This window comes from Paraburkholderia denitrificans, from assembly GCF_042655705.1.
Lineage (GTDB): Bacteria > Pseudomonadota > Gammaproteobacteria > Burkholderiales > Burkholderiaceae > Paraburkholderia > Paraburkholderia denitrificans.
The window spans coordinates 90,112-110,116 of record NZ_JBHSMP010000016.1 but is presented as its reverse complement, the minus strand read 5'-3'; the positions used below and the strand labels follow the sequence as shown (position 1 = coordinate 110,116).

Here is a 20,005-nt window from a genome sequence, read left to right as displayed (position 1 = left end):
CGAATCATGGCGCTACTGCGGCGCGTGACTGGGAGTCGACGATGAAACTCACGTTTCTGGGCGCGGCGGAAACCGTAACGGGTTCGCGCTATCTGCTGGACGCCGCCGGCAAGCGCGTGCTGATCGACTGCGGCATGTTCCAGGGCACGAAAAACCTGCGTCAGCGCAACTGGGCGCCCCTGCCCGTGCCCGCCGGCTCGATCGATGCCGTCATCCTGACCCATGCGCACATCGACCACTGCGGCTACCTGCCCGTGCTCGCGCGCGACGGATTTCGCGGCCCGGTCTACTGCACGCCCGGCACGGCGGATCTCTGCGAGGTGATGTTGCGCGACAGCGCACGCCTGCAGGAGGAGGAAGCCGCGTTCGCCAACCGTCACGGCTACTCCAAACACCACCCGGCCCTTGCGCTTTACACGGTCGAAGACGCCGAGCGCGCGCTTCGCCTCATCCGCCCGCACGAGTTCGATGCGCCCGCCGCGCTCAGCGCCAGGCTCGGCTTCAGGCTGCTGCCCGCAGGCCATATTCTCGGCGCCGCCAGCGTCGTGCTGTCCTGCGACCACACGCTGCTGGCGTTCTCCGGCGACCTTGGCCGCCCCAACGACCCGCTGATGCGCGCACCCCTGCCGCCCGCGCATGCCGACTATGTCGTGGTCGAATCGACCTACGGCGACCGCCTGCACGCGGCGAGCGATCCCGAGGACGAACTCGCGCAGATGTTCGCGCGCACCTTCGCGCGCGGCGGCATCGTCGTGATGCCGTGCTTCGCCGTGGGTCGTGCCCAGGAAATCCTGTATTACATCGCGCGCCTCAAGGAAACCGGACGCATGGCAAGCGTGCCGGTCTATCTCGACAGCCCGATGGCGATCAGCGTGACCGGCCTGTACCGCCGCCACATGCGCGAGCACCGTCTCACGCTCTCGCAGTTGCACGCAATCGACCATGCGACGTTCACCGCGCGCACCGTGGAAGAATCAAAGGCGATTGCCGGGCGGCGCGGGCCGATGGTGATCATCGCGGGCAGCGGCATGGCAACCGGTGGCCGCGTGCTGCACCACCTCGCGCTCTACGCGCCCGATCCGCGCAACACGATCGCGCTCGTCGGCTATCAGGCCGCCGGCACGCGCGGCGCGGCGCTCGCAGCGCACGCGCCCACCATCAAGCTGCACGGCGAATACGTGAGCGTGTGCGCCGAAGTCGCCGCGATCTCGTCGCTGTCCGCCCACTCGGATTACAGCGAAACGCTGCGCTGGCTCGGCGGCCTGACCTGCCCGCCGCTGCGCACCTTCGTCACGCACGGCGAACCCGCGGCGGCGGACGCGCTGCGGCGGCGCATCACCGAAACACTGGGCTGGCGCTGCGAGGTGCCGGGTTACCTGGAATCGGTAGACTTGCCTGAGCCCGCGCCGCGCGATCAACCCTGCGCCGCCCGCGAAGCCGCGCTGCCCGCACAACCCGGATCTGCCTCAGCATGAAGCGCGCACCTTTGCAGACCGGCATCACCGTAACGGCGCCCACCACGCACACCGCGCCGACCGTAACCGCTTGCCCCCTTCGTGCGCTTCGTGCGCTACCCAAGGAGTTGCCGCGATGACCTACAAAACCCTGCTGGTTCACCTCGATACGAGCAATCGCGTTCAGGCGCGGCTCGAGATCGCCCTGCGCTTCGCGCGCCGGTTCGAAGCGCACCTCACCGGACTGTTCGCGACCTTCATGCCGGACCCGCGGGGGTTCCATGCCATGGCTGGCTCGGCCAGCTGGTTCGAAACGCAGCGCAAGCACCACGAAGAGCAGCGCGGCGCAACCGAGCGGATCTTTCGCGCGGAGTTGCAGCGCGCCGGGGTGAAAGGCGAATGGATCGCGGTGTCGCAGTCCGCCGAGCCATCGGTCGTCGCGCATTGCCGTTACGCCGATCTCGTCATCCTCGGGCAGGACGACCCGGATGACCCACAAACCTATATCGCCGACCGTTTTCCCGAGTCCGTCGTGATGGCGTCGGGCCGGCCGGTACTCATGCTGCCGTATGCGGGACACCACGAAGCGGTGGGCTCGCGCGTACTCGTGGCATGGAACGGCACCCGCGAGTCGGCGCGTGCGCTTTTCGATGCCATGCCGCTTCTCGCCGGCGCGCAACGGGTCACCGTCGTGCGCATCAACACGCCGGGCTCGGGCGCACCGGTACGCGCACCGGGCACCGACGTCACGGCGACGCTCGCACGGCACGGCGTGAACGCCAGCTACACCGAAATTCGCAACGATATCGACGAGACCAGCGGCGACGCGCTCCTCTCGTTCGCGGCCGGGGAAGGCTACGATCTCGTCGTGATGGGCGCGTATGGCCATGCGCGCTGGAAAGAGCGCGTGCTCGGCGGCGTGACCCGCACGATAGTCGATTCTGCGACGGTGCCGGTGCTGATGTCGCATTGAACGCATGGACACGCGCTGCGGCTCTGCTGCTGTGTGCGCAACGTTCAAGCAAAGCGAAGCGAGACGAAACGAAACGTATAAAGCGCCAACGGCCATCGACGACGTGACGGCCCGCTGAGCCAACGATTATTTGGTCGGAGGAATACACGGTGTACTCACGCATACTCGAATTGCCCGAACCGACACCACTCGTCAACGCGCAACACTGCATGTTCTGCCATACCATGGATGCAGCTTTTCTCGCGCCGTCGTTCCGTCAAATTGCCGAACGCTACCGCAAGACGCCCGACGCAAGCGCGATGCTGGAACAGAAGCTGCTGATCGGCGGTCGTGCGCACTGGGGCGACACGCCGATGCCGCCGCCCGAACAGCGAGGCGGCCCGCTTTCCCGCGACGATACCCATACGCTCGTACAGTGGGTATTGAGCCAATAAACCGACGATTTTCATTTTCGGAGTGCCATTATGCGCATCACCGCTCATCTGGACCGCTACGATCGCCACAACCCCGACGCCTGCGCCATCGTCTGGCTCGACACGCAATCGGGCAAGTGGTCCCGCGAAGGTCATGTCGGAAGCGGCGTGCCGCCCTGGGGGCATGCGGGGCACGCGTCGGACGGCACCTGCCTGCTGGCGGGCAGCGGCGAAGAGCCGCTATGTGTGCTGGAAGGACTCGATCTTGCTTCGCCGGGCGGTCCGTTCGAAGGCGAAACCGGCGCAATTCGCTGGCTTACCCACGACCGGCACGACCAGTACGACCGGGCTGAGAGGGAGGAAGGCAGATGGCATGTGCAGTGTGTGGACCCGACTGAGTGCGTGGCCGCCGACAGCCTGTTCGCCGACGAAGGCATGTAAATCGGCACAGGCGGACAGCACACACGAGCGTCACGCACAGGCGGGCTGCGCAGGGCATCACTCAGACATGTGCTCGCACATGAGGTCACACATGAAACGCGTGACGGGATTTCAGTTCGATCCACAGCATGCCTTCGCGCAACCCGTCCAGCACGGCATCGGTTTCGTTTTCAAACGTGCTGTGATGGGCGAACGTGTGAGTGAACTGCGCCTGGGGCCCTGTGTGCTCGACGTGAATCAGGCAACCGTACCCACCCTCCGGCGATGGCACGCTTTCCGCGGTCACGCTCCACGTACCCGCGTCGATGTTTCCGTTGAGAGTCATGACTCACGCTCCATAGCAGGCGGCTCGCCCTGATCGTGCGGTTAATCCGCGGCCGTTCGCGGGTACGCTATCGATTTGAGCATAGACCCGGCAGGCCGTGCGCGGTTGATGTGCATCAATCGGGCTTTCCCGGTTCGCGCCGAACCGGCTGCCGGGCCGATTCGGGCAGGCAGGGTACAACGCGGGGAGTGACGGCTCGCGTACGGCAGCGAGTCCGTGTCTTCCCGACTCAAGGAGCCAACGTCATGGCCATGCGTGTCGATCTGAGCGGCGTGAAGCAGCGCTACCGCCTCTGCTTCGTGCGCGACACATGGGCGTTCTTCACCCGGCTCGACCTCAATCGGCAGTGGGGCGACGGCTGGGAGCGCACACCCTACGAGCAATACGCCGGGGAACCGTACGCCGGGGAACCCGGCCAGATTCTCAAACTCGCGTTCGACGGCTCGCTGCTGCGGCCCGAAAGCGGCGCGCACGGCGCAGCGTACAGCGTGGAAACGATCAACGACGGCCACGTTCCGTGGCTGCGCACCGAAAACTACCTGGTGCCGAAGCCGCTCTTCATCATGGGCGGATCGACGATCGAGAAGTTCGTCGAATGCGTCGAACTGGTGGGCGGCACGGTCTACGCGCCGCTCGGCTGGGGCGATCTCGTTCGTCCCCAGGCCCCGCCAACTCCGGCAGTACCGGACCACACGCCTTAACGGCGCCTGCCGAAGGGCTCGGTTGGGAAACTGCGACGCTCAGCGCCTCGTAAAACGCACGCCAGTGTCGTCATTTCACGGAACCTTACGCTGCATCAGCATCCGGTCTCGCTCGCCAGGCGAGACTAGACGGGTAACGCCCGCTTCGAAGGCCGAATGCACGCGCTCGCCGGTCCATCCCGCCTTCGGTATACAACCCGTCGTTCTGGCAAGGAGACTGTTGTGCAAGCAAATATCGGAACCGTCGACCGGATTCTCCGGATCGTGATTGGGCTGGCCCTGATTGGCCTCGCCGCAACAGGACGCATCGGAGTCTGGGGATGGATTGGCATCGTGCCGCTCGTCACGGGTCTCGTGCGCGTGTGCCCGGCCTACCGCCTCCTTGGGCTGAGGACCTGTCCGCTGTCCAAATCCGATTCGAAGTGAGACCGCTTTAAAGCTCGCCCCGCTTTACGGTCCGCTTTAAAGCCCGCTGTTTTAAAGCCAGCCGCTTTAAATCCTGTTTAGCCAGCTCCACTCGCCGCGACGTGCGCAGGCCATCTGCGCACGTCGAAACAGCCTGATGCGGGACCATTGCAGCGTGGCGGCACGACGAAATCATCTGGTCGAGCCATGCTGCCCTTCCCTTGTCGTCCGCCGCGTAGCCGGATCGACCCGCAACATCCCCAGATCGCCTGCGACAACTTGACACTCAAGTTTCAGGACGCGCCCGCCGTTGAGGCGCGATGGGTCTAATCAGCGACCGGCGATGTTGGATAAGGCTCGCCGGTATCAATCGCCTGGTCAATCGCCTGGGGTCCGCAAGAAAATGTATACCAGCAGCTACCACGTTCCGATTTCGAGCCTGATCGCACGTCCGTTACTCACCTGCACGCCCGACACATCGGTGCGTGAAGCCGTGCGCCGCCTCCTGGCCGAAGGCTGCAGTTCGATCGTGGTGATGGAAGGCGCCAGTGCCGTCGGCATCTGGACCGAACAGGACGCACTTTCGGCGGGCGAGGATGCGAACACGCCCGATCTCCCGATCGGCGCCGTCATGAGCGCCCCGCTGCTGACGCTCGATGCCGATACGCCGCTCGGCGAGGCGGCGGTTCGCTTCAAGCAGTCGGGCATCCGCCACTTCGGCGTCGTGAAAGACGGCGCGTGCATCGGCGTGATCACGCAAACCGACGTCATCGTCAACCAGGGTGCGGAGTTTTTCCTGCGCCTGAAGTCGCTCGAATCGATTCAGTTGCGCGCGCCCGTTGTCGTGCCGGAACAGTATCCGCTGCATGACGCCATCGCAACGATGCGCAGGAACAAGCTCGATGCGGTCGTCGTGGCCTATGCAGACGGCGAGCACGGCATCCTGACCGAACGCGACGTGGTGCGGCTGATCGCCAACGAAACGCTCGCTGGCGTGGTCAGCGATCATGCGAGCCGCCCGCTGCGGGCGCTGGCCGCCACGCAGAGCCTTTATGCCGCGCAGCGCTTCATGTTGCAGCAGCATATCCGCCATCTCGGCGTGCGCGACCCCAAAGGCCGTCTCACCGCCGTGCTGAGCTTTGCGGACATCATGCAGAACATCGAAGAGGAGTATCTGAGCGAGCTGCAAAGCGCGCTGGTCGAGCGCGACGAAGCGCTCGAACGTGCCCGCTTCAGTCTGCGCATGGCCGATCTCGTGTTCGACTCCGCGCTCGAAGGCATCATGGTGACCGATCGCCACGGCAAGATCGAGCGCGTGAATCAGGCCTTTACGCGCCTGACCGGCTACTCGGACGAAGAGGTTTTCGGGCGCAGCCCGAGCCTCTTGAACTCGGGCCATCAGGACGCGTCGTTCTACAAGAACATGTGGCACTCGCTCGTCACCAACGGCCACTGGCAAGGCGAAATCTGGAACCGCCGCAAAAGCGGCGAGCTGTACCTCGAATACCTCACGATCACGAGCATTCACGATACCGAAGGCAACATCTCGCACTACGCGGGCATCTTCTCGGACATCACGCAGCGACGCCAGAACGAAGAGCGGCTGCGCTACCTCGCCACCCACGACGTACTGACCGGCCTGCCGAATCGTGCGCTGTTCGAGGAGCGGCTCGAACGCGCGATCATCCATGCGAGCCACAGCAAACGCCAGGTCGCGGTGATGTATCTGGATCTGGACCGGTTCAAGCTCGTGAACGATACGCTCGGCCATCATGCCGGCGACGAAGTGTTGAAGACGGTAGCCTCGCGGCTCGCTGCGGGCGTGCGCGACAGCGATACCGTTGCACGGCTCGGCGGCGACGAATTCGCATTCGTGCTGGAGGAATTCAACGACGTGCGGGACGTGGGCCGTATTGCGAAGTCGCTGCTCAATTCGGTCGGGCAGGCCATCGATCTCAACGGGCACGATATCTTCACGACGCCGAGCATCGGCATCAGCATCTATCCCGACGACGGCACCGAGGCCGAGCAGCTGATGATGCTCGCCGATCAGGCGATGTACGGTGCGAAGAACCAGGGCTGCAATGCGTTCCAGTTCTTCGAGAGCAAGATGACGTCGTCGGCGATCGCGCAGCTCGATATGGTCGGCGAACTGCACCGCGCACTCGAACAGAACGAATACTGCCTGTTCTACCAGCCGCAATACGATCTTTCGAGCGGACGCGTCGTCGGCGTCGAAGCCCTGCTGCGCTGGCGTCATCCGCATCGCGGGCTGCTTTTGCCCGACAAGTTCATCTCGATCGTCGAGCAGTCCGCGCTGATCGTGCCGCTCGGCCGCTGGGTCCTTCAGGAAGCCTGCAGACAGGCGCGCAACTGGCTCGACGCGGGCCTCGAATTCGGCCGCATCGCGGTCAATCTGTCGGCCCGGCAGTGCCACACCGATAGCTTCCTGACCGACCTCACGCGGATACTCAGCGAAACCGCATTGCCGCCCGAACGCCTGCAACTCGAACTGCTCGAAAGCACAACGATGAATACGCGCGAGGAGATCGGCGTCTTGCTGCGCGAACTGGAAACGCGCAACGTAAGCATCGCCATCGACGACTTCGGCACGGGCTACTCGTCGCTCGCATATCTCAAGGATCTGCCGGTCGATACGCTGAAGATCGACCGATCGTTCCTGAGCGGCTGCGACGCGCACAGTGCGGATCGTGCGATTATTCGCGCGATTGTGGCGATGGGACGCGCGCTCGACCTCGACGTCGTGATGGAGGGCGTGGAAACGCCGGAACAACTCGCGTTCCTGCAGGATGCGGGCTGCCATCAGGGGCAAGGTTTTTTGTTGGCACGGCCCGCGCCCGCGGAACGGGTCAACGAGCTTTTGTCATGGCAGCGTAATGCTTTCCCCATGCCGCCGGGTCAACATCATGCGAGTAAGACGGCGCTTGCGGGGATGTGAGGGCGGCTGACGCTGCTCCGGCCCTCACGCGTCCTTCAGTACGAGTTCGGCCTGAGCTAACCTGCTCAGGTCCGCGCTCACGCGCGGCGAACTGGTCTACGACGATTCGTTGATCGTCGCATTCGCCGACCTCCGGCGCATTCCCCACGAATATTCCGTTAAACGATTTCACGCACGCATTCGGCATCGAGCCATCGACGCGTCGCACCGAATCGTTTTCACATTCACTCCGTTCGCATACATCGACTGGCGCCGGATATAGGCTTGCACAGGCTACGCCCTTACTAATCAGAATTCCTATACGATTTGCTCGCAGGCATCCGGCGGATTCATAGGCGACAGATCATCCGTTGCAGGCCATGAACAACACGCCCATGCCGACGCGTTGTCAAAGATCCGACACATCACCAACCTACTCACGATGCTTTTCGAATCGCCTTCATAAAGAAATTCAATTGTTCGTGCCAGATGCGTTCCGGCATGATCGGCTATCCCCCCGCAGGCTGCGCCAGCTGTGGATTTCACGATGTCTATCAACCAAGTGAGAGCGACATGTCATCCGAAGCCAAGTGCCCATTTACCAGCCATGCCGCCGCCCAGGCCATCGGCGGCGGCGCAACCAGCAAAGACTGGTGGCCGAACCAACTCCGCGTCGATCTTCTCAATCAGCATTCCGAGAAATCGGATCCGCTCGGCAAGAAGTTCAACTATCGCGAGGAATTCAAAAAGCTCGATTACGAAGCTCTCAAGGCCGATCTGCGCAAGCTCATGACCGACTCGCAGGACTGGTGGCCGGCCGACTTCGGCCACTACGGCCCGCAGTTCATTCGCATGGCCTGGCACGGCGCTGGCACCTATCGCAGCGGTGACGGTCGTGGCGGCGCCGGACGCGGCCAGCAGCGCTTCGCACCTGTGAACTCGTGGCCCGACAACGTCAACATCGACAAATCGCGCCGGCTGCTGTGGCCGATCAAACAGAAATACGGCCAGAAGATTTCGTGGGCCGACCTGTTCATTCTGACCGGCAATGTGGCGCTCGAAACCATGGGCTTTCGCACCTTTGGTTATGCCGGCGGCCGTGAAGATACCTGGGAACCGGATAACGACGTCTACTGGGGCGCTGAGAAGGAGTGGCTGGCCACCAGCGACAAGCCGGACAGCCGCTACTCGGGCGAGCGCGATCTCGACAATCCGCTCGCTGCCGTGCAGATGGGCCTGATTTACGTGAACCCGGAAGGCCCGGACGGCAATCCCGATCCCGTTGCGGCTGCACACGACATTCGCGAGACCTTCGCTCGCATGGCGATGAACGACGAGGAAACGGTCGCGCTGATCGCAGGCGGCCATACGTTCGGCAAAACCCACGGTGCGGGTCCCGCAAGCAGTCTTGGGCCCGATGTCGAAGCCTCGCCGCTCGAACAGCAGGGTCTCGGCTGGGCAAGCACCTACAAGACCGGCAAGGGCGCCGACGCGATCACCTCGGGTCTTGAAGTGACCTGGACGCAGACGCCCGCGCAATGGAGCAACTTCTTCTTCGAAAACCTGTTCAATTACGAATGGGTTCAGGAAAAGAGCCCGGCTGGCGCAATCCAGTGGGTGGCAAAGGATGCGGAAGATGTGATTCCGGGCCCGGCAGCCGGTTCGCCCAAGCGCAAGCCGACCATGCTGACGATCGACCTCTCGATGCGCTTCGATCCGGCCTACGAGAAAATCTCGCGCCGCTTCCTCGACAATCCGCAGGCCTTTGCCGATGCATTCGCGCTCGCGTGGTACAAGCTCACGCATCGCGACATGGGCCCGAAGGCGCGCTACCTCGGCCCGGAAGTGCCGAAGCAGGACCTGCTCTGGCAAGATCCGATCCCGGCTGCAACGTTCAAGCCGAGCGAGGCCGACATCGACGCGCTCAAAACCACGATCACCGCATCGGGCCTGTCGGCTTCTGAACTCGTTGCGCTCGCATGGGCTTCGGCCTCGACGTTCCGCGGTTCGGACAAGCGTGGCGGCGCAAACGGCGCACGCATTCGCCTCGCACCGCAGAAGGACTGGGAAGTCAACAAGCCGGTTGCGGGCACGCTGGCCACGCTGGAAAAAATCCAGAAGGCTTCCGGCAAGGCGTCGCTCGCCGACGTGATCGTGCTGGCCGGCGGCGTCGGTATCGAAATGGCCGCAAAAGCCGCAGGCGTCAACGTCAAGGTGCCGTTCGCACCGGGCCGCGTCGATGCCTCGGCTGAGCAGACCGATCCGACGACTTTCGCGGTGCTCGAACCGCTTGCCGACGGCTTCCGCAACTTCGTGAAGAGCAAGCCCGCTGTTCGCGAGGAGGCGCTGCTGATCGACAAGGCCAAGTTGCTGATGCTGACCGCGCCCGAAATGACCGCGCTGATTGGCGGCCTGCGTGCGATCAACATCAACGCGGACGGCAGCCAGCACGGCGTATTCACGGCCACGCCTGGCGCACTGACCAATGACTACTTCGTCAACCTGCTCGACATGGGCACCGAGTGGAAGCCGGCGGGCGACCTCTACGAGGGCTGCGACCGGAAGACGGGCAAGGTCAAGTGGACCGGCACGCGGGTCGACATCGTGTTCGGCTCAAACACGATCCTGCGCGCACTCGCCGAAGTCTATGGCAGCACCGATGGCCGCGAGCGCCTCGTGGATGACTTTGTCGCCGCGTGGGTGAAGGTCATGAACCTCGACCGCTTCGATCTCGCCTGATCGCCTGATCACAAAGAGCCATCTGCTGGAAACGGTAGCTGGTTCTGCAAAAACGAAAAGCCGCGCGGCTTCGTGCCGTGCGGCTTTTTTATTTGTCGCTTTATCTACCGGATCGCTAGCCCATCAGCACGTTCACGGCGTCTTCAAGCGCCTGGGCCTGCTGGTTGAGCGCGGCCGACGCAGCAGTCGATTCCTCGACGAGCGCCGCGTTCATCTGGGTGATCTGGGCAAGCTGCTCCACGGCAATCTGCGACTCGCCGATCTCGACGCTTTGTCCACTGCTTGCGTGCGCAATATCTGAAATGGTGCGCGTGAGTCCCGCAATGGATTGCTCGACCTTGCCCATGTCGCCCCCGGCGCTGGCCGCGGCCTGGGCGCTTGCCGTCATCAGTTCGAGCGAGTTGTCGATCAGCGATTTGATTTCGCGCGCTGCGGCCTCCGACTGCTTCGCGAGCGTACGCACCTCGTTCGCGACCACGGCAAATCCGCGTCCGTTCTGCCCGGCCCGCGCAGCTTCAACTGCTGCATTCAAGGCCAGCAGGTTCGTCTGAAACGCGATGCCGTCAATAGTGGCCGTGATTTCCGAAATTCGCCGCGAGTGGCCAGCCAGTTCGTCCGTGAGCCGTGCCGAGCGGCGGACAGCCTCTGCGGCAGCCGAGGCTGCCTCAGCCGTGCGCTCCCCTTCGGAGCTGGCCTGTTTCGCCGATTGAGCGTTGTGCTTCGCCGTATCGGTGATCTGACTCAGCGTTGCCGTGGTCTGTTCGATGGCGCTCGCCTGCTGCTCGGTACGCGCAGACAGATTGGCATTCCCGGTGGCGAGTCCCGCGGAGGCGTCGCGCACTCTGTCGATCGATACGCGCGTGTCCATCAATACGCCGATGTACTTGCCGTTCATCTGGTTCAGCACGCGCCCGAGACGCTGCGTGTTCGTATCGCCCCGCTCCAGAAAGCGATGATGCAGGTCGCCCGCGAGAACCTTGAGCGCGCTTGCGTTCATCTCGGCGAGCGGCACGAAAATATTGCGGGACAAGTAGACGGCCATCACTCCGCACAACGATGCGGCTGCGATGGCAATCGACCATCCAAGCTGCACGCCCGCCGTATGCGCGAGAAGCCCGGTTGCCGTGCAGATCGGCACCAGCAGGATCATCACTGCCTGAAGCACCATTAATGCGTCGAGGCGCATGCTGGCCGGAAGGCTCAGCAGTCGCTGCGGAATGCCAAAAATACCCTTGCGGATAGCGCGCCCGCCTTTCAGACGCCACCTGGACCCTTGCTCCTGCTTGAGGTCTGCATACAGGCGTTCGGCCGCAGCGATCTCCGCCTCGGTCGGACGCGTGCGCACGGAGATGTATCCGGTGACCTTGCCGTTGCGTACAGAGGGCGTGACATTGGCGAGCACCCAGTAGAACCCGCCGTCTTTGCGCCAGTTCTTGACGACTCCGGTCCACGGACGGCCACTCTTGATCGTCGCCCACAGGTCTTCGAAAGCGCACGGCGGCATATCGGGATGCCGGACGATATTCTGTGCTTTGCCCAACACCTCTTCGCGTGAAAAACCGCAGGAGCGAAGAAATGCATCATTGGCGTATTCGATTCTGCCTTTCAGGTCAGTACGAGTAATAATGACCTCGTCCTGCGGCAATACGTACTCGTCATTCGTGACTGGCTGGTTAATACGCATGATTCAATCTACACCGTTTTTTCGGACTCTCCGCTTCAATAAAGAAGCGGCACTGGGCGTGTGGCGTTCTCATCCTGACAACGCTTCAACACGCCGCAGACCACCGATGGCGAATACAAGTATTCGCGCGGGCGAGTCTACCGTATTCCCGCCCGAATCAAGCTGATGCAAATCAATTCAACTTTTTAACCATTTAAAAATAATTAGCCTGAATTACATCGGACAATTTGACACATTGCGTAAGTATTCCGATAAATTTACGGATCGCCGAAGTGAAATTCGATCTTGGAGTCATTCCAGACCCGATTATCGAGAAGTTAGAAAAAACGACAACGCATGAGGGTTTTCCGAACGCGCGCCATACGCGATCCGGTCGCGCAACACGTTACGCTTTCAAACCGGATTGGCTATTCGAAACTGTGGCCGATGGCGTCCGCACGTCGAACGCCATCGGTAACTGAAGCTTCAGAAGGTTTCCCAATCCGAAGCGCTGTCGTGCGCAACAGCCGCTGTCAAAAGGGGAGACTTCGGTGCATCGGCAACGGTTGATTTGCCTGGCGCGCCAGCGGCTCCAGCGACCGGCGTCTGCTGCGCCTCGACAACTGCCGCTTTACCGTGTGTCGCAGCAGCCGAACCGGACCGCTGGAAAACCGCGGTTTTTGCGGGCCGCGCCGTCGATTTCGGCGTCACTGCCCGGCGTGGCGTTTGCCCGGCGGACGCAGCCGTCTTCGCTGCCGCCACCTGCGTGCCCGATATCTTGAACACCGACACCGCGTCCCGCAATCCGAGCGCCTGGTTGGCCATCGACTGCGCCGCAGCCGACGCCTCTTCCACCAATGCCGCGTTCTGCTGCGTGACTTGATCCATCTGCACCACGGCCTGATTGACCTGCTCGATGCCACGGTGCTGTTCGTCCGAAGCCGCAGCGATCTCGCCCATCAGATCGGTCATGCGGCGCACGGCAGACACGACCTCGTCGATCGTCCGTCCCGCTTCATCCACCTGCGCCGTACCCGCCCTGACGCGGTTCACCGACTCGTTAATCAGGTCCTTGATTTCCTTCGCGGCGGTCGCCGAACGCTGCGCCAGTGCGCGCACCTCACCCGCAACGACGGCAAAGCCGCGGCCCTGCTCGCCGGCGCGCGCTGCTTCCACTGCCGCATTGAGCGCAAGAATATTGGTCTGGAATGCGATGCTTTCGATCGTGCCGATAATATCGGCCACTTTGATCGAGCTGTCCGCGATCTCCTGCATGGTGTTCACAACACGCCCCACCACGTCGCCGCCGCGAACGGCAACTTCCGATGCGTTCGCTGCCAGCATGTTGCCCTGCTTCGCACTTTCCGCATTCTGGCGAACCGTGGCCGTCAATTCTTCCATGCTCGATGCGGTTTCTTCGAGCGATGCTGCCTGTTCCTCGGTGCGCGCACTGAGATCGGTATTGCCTGCCGCGATCTGCGATGCGCCGGTCGCAATGCTTTCGCCACCATGGCGCACCTGACCGATCAGATTGGCAAGGTTGCCGTTCATGTTGCGCAATGCGCCGAGCAACTGGGCAGTTTCGTCGCGGCCCGATACATCGATTTGCGAGGTCAGATCGCCGTTCGCGACAGTTTCCGCGACTTTAACCGCTTGATTGAGCGGATGGGTAATCGATCGCGTGATGATAACGGCCATGCCGACACCCGCCACGCCAGCAATCACGATCAGCGCAACAGTTGCCCAAAGCGCGGCTTCGTAGGTCGATTCGGCGCTATTGCGCGCTTCGTTCGAACCCTTGGTCTGGAACGCGACATCGTTCGCGATTGCCTCGTTTAGCGCCTGGAACGTAGCGGACGATTCGCCAGTTGCCAACGTACGGGCTGCTGCATCGTTATTCGCGTCGGAAAGTTCGAGCAGTTGCTTGTCGACCGCCAGATAGTCGGCCCAGGCCGACTTGATGCGCTGAGCGAGCGCAGTCTCCTCAGCGCCCGAAACGGTCTTTTCGTACGCGCCCATGGCCTGGTCATACAGCTTCAGCTGCGCGTCATGCTCGGCGCGCTGCGTCTGCTTCTTCGCAGCGTCGCTCTCAAGCACGACACGCAAGGATGCGCGGCGTACGCCATTCGCAGCGGTACGCGCGCTTCCCAGCGTACGCACGCTGGCCAGCCAGTTATCGGCAATATCGACCGTGCTGGCATTGATGCGCGACGCCTGCCAGGTAGCAAAACCGCCGACCGCGCATAACAGCATCAGCAAGATTCCAAAGCCGACGCCTAGCCGCACGCCGATGCGCATGCCGTTAAGACCTAACCCCATCTGCAACTCCTTTGGTTGACAGCCTGCTCAAAAATTATGACGAACTTGCCTCATCCAGACGCCCGCCCTCACGGCAGCCTCCAGACTGTCTCCCAGATTCAGGTCAGGTGATCCTCAAACCTGTGCGTCGTCGGTCTTTAGAGACAAGCTGCAACATCTTGTTAGTGTGAATCGCAGCGTTCATTCCCGCAGTTCACGTACCTTCCGCGCATAACTGACTAACGGCAATTGCCGTTGCATCTTGAATATTTCTTTGACGAACACGTATTACAAAATGCTTCCACGATGTCCGTGAAAGCGTCGATTCATACGACGGGATCGCGCCATCTGCAATCAGCCTGGCAAGCACAGATCAGGCGCTTGACCATTCATCATCATCCCCTGCTCAACGCCGCAATCAACCGCTCGCGAGCGGCCAAATATTGCGGGCCTGCAATACCGTGCTTCGCCGCGGCATCCAGCAGCGCGGTCTGCAACCCCGGATTGGCCGATCTGAACGGCGGAATCAGCGTGTAATCCGCCAGAAATTCGACCACCCTTGAAAGCGATGTGCCGAACAGAAGCCGCACATGAAACTCCTGTGTCCGGCACCGAGATCGTCCTCGGCGAGCTTGATGCCAAGTGCCCGAAATCGCTCCAGCCCGCGACGTTCGCTATCGCGCGAAGCCGCATCCGATGTCTCCAGCACTTCCAGCATCAGCCGCTGCGGCCGAATGCCGTAGCGGCGCTGCGCTTCGCGGGTAATGTCGTAATAGCGCGGATCGTCGAGCGCCTCGGCCGGCAGGTTCACGGAAACCAGAATGTCGAGCCCGTCGCGCAACCAGCGTTTCTGAATATCACAGAAACGTAAAAGCAAATCGCTTTCCTGCGGTTTAAATTCCAGCGCGATAATTCACCAGGATGGGAATGGAAAAAGCGTGCGCTACCTGGTGGCAAGCTGGCAGAATCTTTCGAATCTGATAAGCCGGATGGAATGCGACGGTCATGTCCAAATTGCGCCATCGCTCAAGCTGCTTGACAAAATGAAACGTATCGACGACGCGAAGCAATCGACGGCGAGGGGAAAAGCGCACTGTTCGCTGCGAGGCAACGCATGAATCGTCTGGTATGGCTTTGTATCGGGCGCACCGGCGCCTGCATGGGGACGATGGCATTTGTAGGCGCATTGCCTGTTCTCCGGCACACGTGGCATATGAGCGCTGGAACGGCGGGCACGATCCAGACTGCTTTCAACCTTTCGAACGCCATCGCGCTGCTCGCCGCAGCCTGGCTATCCGATAGCTTCGGTGCGAAGCGCGTCTACCTTTGGTGTACGTGGGCTGGGACGATCGCCCTTGCGTGTTTCGCGCTATTTGCGCGCTCTCCCGAAACCGCACTCGTATTGATCATCTTCGTTGGACTTACGCAAGGCGGCTCATATGCCCCCGCGCTGATGCTCGCGGCGGACCTGAGCTTGCCGTCGAAGCGCGGACGGGCGATGGGGATGATGCTGGCCGCCGGTTCATTCGGCTATCTGCTTTCCGTCTTCTTTTCGTTGTGGGCCACGCAAACATTCGGCGTCGCAGCGGGCTTCGGTGTCTGTGCCGTTGGCGTATTTGCAGGCACCGCAATCGGTCAATTGAGTCTGGCCGGAATGCAGCCCGCGAAACACACAAAGCATGACTCGGGCAAAGCAAATGCCCCCGCATTTCGCTGGCGCTCGACCTTCACGCCGGTCGCGGTTTGCCTCTTGATCGGATACATCGCGCACTGCTGGGAACTGCTCGGCCACTACGCGTGGACGCCTTCATTGCTTGCGACTGCACTCGAACCGCTTCATCTGAATGCCGTAACGATGGCGCTAATCGTGGGCGCTGTCGTGCACCTGTCCGGCATGCTGGCCACGACCGCAATCGGTACCTTATCGGACAGACTGGATCGCTCGAAAGTCCTTGTTTTTGTGGGCGGCGCGGGCGCGGCCTGCTCGTTGCTGATGGGATGGTCGATTCACTGGGGCCCTGCGTGGACCGTTGTGATCGCATCAATCGGCAGTTTCTTCATCCTCGGCGACTCGGGCGTGCTTTCCGCCGCCATGACGGATGAAGTGCCGCCCGCGAGCCTTGGCCGCGTGATGGGCGTTCGATCCGTGCTTGGCTTCGGCTCCGGCGCATTGGCGCCCGCAGCGTTTGGTGCGGCCTTCGACGCAACCCATCAATGGGCCTCGGCCTATGCAACGCTTGCCGCCGGTGGCGTGGCAGCCTGCGCGGCTGCCGTGTTCCTGAGCCAATTGACGGCCCGCTCGGCGCTCCGTGAGCGCGCTTTGGGAAGCAACCACTTGCGGTGACCGGTTCGGTTCAAGGCATCGAGAACCGGGACGAACCGTGCTCGCGGCAAATGACGGCTCATCCCTTCCGGGCGTGATCGCAACCCCTACCGCCTTCTCCCCACGGTCAGTCTGTTGAACACCGACCTGACGCCGAGCACCGATCTTGCCGCGATACCCGCGCGCGAGATCTGCCAGCTCTCCGGCACCTTGCCTGTGAGCGTAACGACGCCGAAGCGCACCCTGATGTGAATTCTCGAATCGTCGAGCCCCGGCACGCGCCTGAAGGCACGGCGAACGTCGCGAATAATCGAAGTATCCGGTCTGTTTCGAGGCGGCACCCCAGGGACCGCTACCCGTTCCACGACCGCGCCGAGCGGGGCAGTCACATCCGTTTGCGCACTCGCGCTCGCACTCACACCAGCCGCCCAGCTCGCGATGGCCGCAATCAGCATTGCGCCGATTAATCCGCTCGCACCGTTTTTGTTCATGCTGCCTCCTTTGTGTTCTGTTCGCCTGGCAGTGAAAAAACAAACGAGTTAGCCGCAGCCCTACCGTTTTTTTTTGCATAGCTGACGCCGCTCGCTTTCCTTATCTTACGCAACTCCGTCAACGTGACAATCCCAGGTGGCACAGACGAAAAAAACGGGCGCCGCAGCGCCCGTTCCGGGGAAAATCACACGCGTTTTTTTTGTTCCTGTTATTTGCTGCTGTTTTTTGCTGCCTTATTGCTTCTTGAACGCGAGCCGGTACTGATGAAGCAGCGGCTCGGTGTAGCCGCTCGGCTGGTCCTTGCCTTCGAGCGCGAGCGCACACGCGGCCTTGAATGCATACGACGTGCCAAAGCTCGGCGCCATCGGGCGGTAATTCGCGTCGCCCGCATTCTGACGATCGACCACCGCCGCCATGCGGCGGAACACGTCGAGCACGAACTCGCGCGTCACGACACCGTGCCGCAGCCAGTTCGCAATGTGCTGGCTCGAAATGCGCAGCGTCGCGCGGTCTTCCATCAGGCCGATGTTGTTGATATCCGGCACCTTCGAGCAACCCACGCCCTGTTCGACCCAGCGCACGACGTAGCCAAGAATTCCCTGTGCGTTGTTCTCGACTTCGAGGCGGATTTCCTCGTCGCTCCACTGCGCGCGCTCGACAACCGGAATCGTGAGCAGCCCGTCGAGCAACGCGCCGCGCTCCGTTGCGTAATCAATCTGTTCGAGTTCCTGCTGGACAGCCTGAACGTCGACCTCGTGATAATGCAGCGCGTGCAGCGTCGCCGCAGTCGGCGACGGCACCCAGGCGGTGTTCGCGCCCGCGCGTGGATGCGCGATCTTCTGTTCGAGCATCGCGTGCATCAGGTCGGGCATGGCCCACATGCCCTTGCCGATCTGCGCTCGGCCGCGCAGCCCGCCAGCGAGACCCGCCAGCACATTGTTGCGCTCATACGCGGCGATCCACGCCGACGACTTCATGTCGCCCTTGCGGAACATCGGGCCCGCTTCGAAGGCGGAATGCATCTCGTCGCCGGTGCGGTCGAGAAAGCCCGTGTTGATGAACGCGACACGCGAAGCCGCCGCTGCGATACACGCCGACAAGTTGATGCTCGTGCGGCGCTCTTCGTCCATGATCCCCATCTTGATCGTGCTGCGCGGCAGGCCGAGCATGTCTTCGACGCGCGAGAAAATCGCGTCGGCGAATGCGACTTCGGCCGGACCGTGCATCTTCGGCTTCACGATGTAGATCGAGCCCGTGCGCGAATTACGCTTCGCTTTCAGGTCGTGCATCGCGCACAGCGTCGTCACGACGCCGTCGAGAATGCCTTCGGGGATCTCGTTGCCGTCGCGGTCGAGCACCGCGCCCGTGGTCATCAGGTGCCCGACGTTGCGCACGAAGAGCAGCGAACGGCCATGCAGCGTCAGCGTCGAGCCGTCCGGCGCGTGATACTCGCGATCGGCGTTCAGACGCCGCGTGAACGTGCGCCCGCCCTTCGCAACTTCCTCCTGCAGCGTGCCCTGCATGAGCCCGAGCCAGTTGCGGTAAAGCTCGATCTTGTCGCCGGCGTCGACGGCCGCGACCGAATCCTCACAGTCGATGATCGTGCTGACCGCCGCCTCGATCACCACATCCTTCACGTGAGCCGGATCGCTCGCGCCGATCGGTGTGGATGCATCGATCTGGATTTCGATGTGCAGCCCATGATGCTTGAGCAGAATCGCGCTCGGCGCATCGGCGCCGCCCTGGTAGCCGGCGAACTGCGCCGGATCCGCGAGGCGCGTCGCACCCGCGCCGGTCTTCACCGACAACTGGCCGCCCGCCACCGTGTAGCCCGTCGCATCGCGATGCGAACCGCCCGCAAGCGGCGCCGCGCGATCGAGGAAGTTGCGTGCGAAATCAATCACACGCTTGCCGCGCACCGGGTTGTACGCCTCTTCGCGCGTGGCGCCGCCGTCTTCGGGCAGCGCATCGGTGCCGTACAGCGCGTCGTACAGGCTGCCCCAGCGCGCGTTCGCCGCGTTCAGCGCATAGCGCGCGTTCGACAGCGGCACGACGAGCTGCGGGCCCGCTTGCGACGCGATTTCGCTATCGACGTTTGCAGTCGTTGCGGCGACGCTCGAAGGCACCGGGACGATATAGCCGATTTTCGCCAGAAAATCGCGGTAGGCGCGCAAATCGCGCACTGGTCCCGGGTGCGCGCGGTGCCAGCTGTCCAGTTCGCGCTGCAGCCGGTCACGCTCGGCGAGCAGGGTGCGGTTGCGCGGTGCAAGCTCGTGCACGAGCGCGGAGAAGCCGCGCCAGAACGCGTCAGTTTCGACGCCCGTACCCGGCAGCGCTTCCGTTTCGATAAACCGGCCGAACGCCTCGTCGACCTGAAGTCCGTGATGTTCAATCATTTCGCTCTCTTCCTGAATCAACTGAAAATGCTGTGGCGCTCAGGCTGCGATGCTTCGCACGCCAGCCTTGGCGATCTGCGCGTCCTGGTCGGATTTCACGCCCGAGACGCCGACCGCACCGGCCACCTGTCCATCGACGATAACCGGCACGCCGCCTTCGAGCGTCGCCGTGAGCGGCGCGCTCAGGAACGCCGTGCGCCCGCCGTTGATCATGTCCTCGTAAAGCTTCGACTCGCGACGGCCAAGGGCCGCCGTGCGCGCCTTTTCCTGCGCCATGTACGCGCTCACCGGCGCCGTGCCGTCGAGACGAGCGAGCGCGATTGGGTGCCCACCGTCGTCGACCACCGCGATTGCGACGGCCCAGCCGTTGCGCTGCGCTTCGTCGCGCGCCGCATCAAGGATCCGGTTTGCTTCGGCAATGCCGAGTGCGGGTTTCATCTGCAT

Annotated in this window: 19 protein-coding genes; 12 read left to right on the top strand and 7 right to left on the bottom strand. The window is 62.5% G+C overall.

All coding sequences use genetic code 11. The features are described 5' to 3' along the window. Positions 1–41: 41 nt before the first annotated feature. The 4 genes from ACFPTO_RS13415 to ACFPTO_RS13400 all read left to right on the top strand — a co-directional run bounded on the left by ACFPTO_RS13415 (position 42) and on the right by ACFPTO_RS13400 (position 3,281). Positions 42–1,475 carry an MBL fold metallo-hydrolase RNA specificity domain-containing protein gene (locus tag ACFPTO_RS13415; RefSeq protein WP_377711829.1) on the top strand — a complete coding sequence of 478 codons (1,434 nt, stop codon included), beginning with the start codon at positions 42–44 and terminating at the stop codon, positions 1,473–1,475. Between the two features lie 115 nt (positions 1,476–1,590). Then, positions 1,591–2,427, top strand: coding sequence for a universal stress protein (locus ACFPTO_RS13410; protein ID WP_377711828.1), 837 nt, complete (start codon positions 1,591–1,593; stop codon positions 2,425–2,427). Between the two features lie 209 nt (positions 2,428–2,636). Next, on the top strand, positions 2,637–2,861 hold the full coding sequence (locus ACFPTO_RS13405; protein WP_377712095.1) for a c-type cytochrome: 225 nt from the start codon (positions 2,637–2,639) through the stop codon (positions 2,859–2,861). A gap of 30 nt (positions 2,862–2,891) precedes the next feature. Continuing rightward, positions 2,892–3,281, top strand: coding sequence for a DUF3564 family protein (locus ACFPTO_RS13400; RefSeq protein WP_377711827.1), 390 nt, complete (start codon positions 2,892–2,894; stop codon positions 3,279–3,281). An 85-nt stretch (positions 3,282–3,366) separates the two neighbouring features. On the opposite strand, the gene ACFPTO_RS13395 is transcribed toward ACFPTO_RS13400, so the two are convergent. After that, positions 3,367–3,606, bottom strand: coding sequence for a hypothetical protein (locus ACFPTO_RS13395; protein WP_377711826.1), 240 nt, complete (start codon positions 3,604–3,606; stop codon positions 3,367–3,369). Positions 3,607–3,851: 245 nt separating this feature from the next. Between ACFPTO_RS13395 and ACFPTO_RS13390 the strand changes: the two genes are divergently transcribed. From ACFPTO_RS13390 to katG, 4 genes are all read left to right on the top strand, one after another. Then, entirely contained in the window at positions 3,852–4,307 is a 456-nt protein-coding gene (locus tag ACFPTO_RS13390; RefSeq protein ID WP_377711825.1) for a hypothetical protein, read from the top strand. 222 nt (positions 4,308–4,529) lie between these two features. After that, on the top strand, positions 4,530–4,733 hold the full coding sequence (locus tag ACFPTO_RS13385; protein WP_293040293.1) for a YgaP family membrane protein: 204 nt from the start codon (positions 4,530–4,532) through the stop codon (positions 4,731–4,733). A 382-nt stretch (positions 4,734–5,115) separates the two neighbouring features. Further along, positions 5,116–7,671, top strand: a complete 2,556-nt coding sequence (locus tag ACFPTO_RS13380; RefSeq protein ID WP_377711824.1) for an EAL domain-containing protein — start codon at positions 5,116–5,118, stop codon at positions 7,669–7,671. 552 nt (positions 7,672–8,223) lie between these two features. Then, a complete protein-coding gene (gene katG / locus ACFPTO_RS13375; protein ID WP_377711823.1) occupies positions 8,224–10,389 on the top strand; it encodes a catalase/peroxidase HPI in 2,166 nt (721 codons plus the stop codon). 115 nt (positions 10,390–10,504) lie between these two features. Here the strand turns inward: katG and ACFPTO_RS13370 are convergent, their stop codons facing one another. Further along, complete coding sequence (locus ACFPTO_RS13370; protein ID WP_377711822.1) at positions 10,505–12,073, bottom strand: methyl-accepting chemotaxis protein; 1,569 nt, start codon at positions 12,071–12,073, stop codon at positions 10,505–10,507. Between the two features lie 272 nt (positions 12,074–12,345). Between ACFPTO_RS13370 and ACFPTO_RS13365 the strand changes: the two genes are divergently transcribed. After that, positions 12,346–12,534 carry a hypothetical protein gene (locus ACFPTO_RS13365; protein WP_377711821.1) on the top strand — a complete coding sequence of 63 codons (189 nt, stop codon included), beginning with the start codon at positions 12,346–12,348 and terminating at the stop codon, positions 12,532–12,534. A gap of 4 nt (positions 12,535–12,538) precedes the next feature. Here the strand turns inward: ACFPTO_RS13365 and ACFPTO_RS13360 are convergent, their stop codons facing one another. Then, positions 12,539–14,371 carry a methyl-accepting chemotaxis protein gene (locus tag ACFPTO_RS13360; protein WP_377711820.1) on the bottom strand — a complete coding sequence of 611 codons (1,833 nt, stop codon included), beginning with the start codon at positions 14,369–14,371 and terminating at the stop codon, positions 12,539–12,541. 234 nt (positions 14,372–14,605) lie between these two features. Here ACFPTO_RS13360 and ACFPTO_RS13355 point away from each other — a divergent pair, with 234 nt between their 5' ends. Further along, positions 14,606–14,887, top strand: coding sequence for a hypothetical protein (locus ACFPTO_RS13355; protein ID WP_377711819.1), 282 nt, complete (start codon positions 14,606–14,608; stop codon positions 14,885–14,887). Here the strand turns inward: ACFPTO_RS13355 and ACFPTO_RS13350 are convergent. Next, positions 14,877–15,227: an EAL domain-containing protein gene (locus ACFPTO_RS13350; protein WP_377711818.1), complete on the bottom strand. Its 351-nt coding sequence runs from the start codon at positions 15,225–15,227 to the stop codon at positions 14,877–14,879. The genes ACFPTO_RS13355 and ACFPTO_RS13350 overlap by 11 nt on opposite strands. Before the next feature lie 61 nt (positions 15,228–15,288). Here ACFPTO_RS13350 and ACFPTO_RS13345 point away from each other — a divergent pair, with 61 nt between their 5' ends. Together ACFPTO_RS13345 and ACFPTO_RS13340 are read left to right on the top strand one after the other, a co-directional pair. Continuing rightward, the gene (locus ACFPTO_RS13345) at positions 15,289–15,468 is read left to right on the top strand and encodes a hypothetical protein (protein WP_377711817.1); all 180 of its coding nucleotides are present in this window, start codon (positions 15,289–15,291) and stop codon (positions 15,466–15,468) included. Beyond that, positions 15,465–16,694 carry an MFS transporter gene (locus ACFPTO_RS13340; protein ID WP_377711816.1) on the top strand — a complete coding sequence of 410 codons (1,230 nt, stop codon included), beginning with the start codon at positions 15,465–15,467 and terminating at the stop codon, positions 16,692–16,694. The genes ACFPTO_RS13345 and ACFPTO_RS13340 overlap by 4 nt, the downstream gene beginning before the upstream one ends. Before the next feature lie 86 nt (positions 16,695–16,780). Here ACFPTO_RS13340 and ACFPTO_RS13335 read toward each other — a convergent pair whose 3' ends face one another. The 3 genes from ACFPTO_RS13335 to ACFPTO_RS13325 form a co-directional block, all read right to left on the bottom strand. Then, positions 16,781–17,164, bottom strand: a complete 384-nt coding sequence (locus tag ACFPTO_RS13335; protein ID WP_377711815.1) for a BON domain-containing protein — start codon at positions 17,162–17,164, stop codon at positions 16,781–16,783. Positions 17,165–17,398: 234 nt separating this feature from the next. Next, positions 17,399–19,561 (bottom strand): malate synthase G, encoded by a 2,163-nt coding sequence (locus ACFPTO_RS13330; protein ID WP_377711814.1) that lies wholly within the window; start codon positions 19,559–19,561, stop codon positions 17,399–17,401. Positions 19,562–19,600: 39 nt separating this feature from the next. Then, positions 19,601–20,005, bottom strand: coding sequence for a heme-binding protein (locus ACFPTO_RS13325; protein WP_377711813.1), 405 nt, complete (start codon positions 20,003–20,005; stop codon positions 19,601–19,603).